At 27.5% G+C, this 712-nt stretch carries 1 protein-coding gene; it reads left to right on the forward strand.

Annotation, left to right across the window (positions count from 1 at the left end):
- The coding region (locus AVBRAN12647_RS09585) for a FecR family protein (protein WP_336615116.1) at window positions 1-712 on the forward strand (712 nt) is incomplete at both ends.

The following is a 712-nucleotide window of genomic DNA, read 5'->3' on the forward strand; positions in this document are numbered from 1 at the left end:
TTATTAAGTGTAATAACTCTAACCTATGCAAGCGTAGGTAAAATATCAGCCATTAGAGGTGATGCAGTAGTTATCTCAAAAGGTAATGAAATAAAAGCTTTATTAAATCAAGAACTTGATGAAAGCGATATTATAAAAACGGGAAACAATGCAAGATTACAAATAATCTTTAATGACAACACCGTTACTACTCTAGGTAAAAACACAAGCTTAGAAATAAAACAATTCTTATTAGATGGAAAAAACTCTAAAGTAAATCTTGAAGTAAGTGAAGGAAGCTTTAAGGTAATTACAGGAGAAATCTCAAAACTAGCAAGAAAGAATTTCTCTTTAAAAGCTCATACAGCAACAATTGGTATTAGAGGAACAGTGTTTGTAGGAGAAGTTGGACTTAATATAAACAAATTAGCTTGCTTACAAGGTGCAATAGATGTTAAATTAGGTAATAAAACTTCTTTAATTGATTCAGGAAAACAAATAAGCTTTTCAAATACTAAGGTAATTAAAGTTGAACCTTTAAAAGTAAATGATTTTTCTTTAACCAAAGCAAATATTAATGAAGATAATAAACCAGAAAAAATACAAGAAAAACAAGAAGATAAACAAAGCACTACAAATACTAATAAAGTAACAAGTATTACTTTAAGTAGTGATATTAAAGCTGAAAACACTAATTCAAATTCTAAAAATACTTTACAAACTAGTGAGCAAA

It is taken from the genome of Campylobacter sp. RM12647, assembly GCF_020138135.1.
Taxonomy (GTDB): Bacteria; Campylobacterota; Campylobacteria; order Campylobacterales; family Campylobacteraceae; genus Campylobacter_E.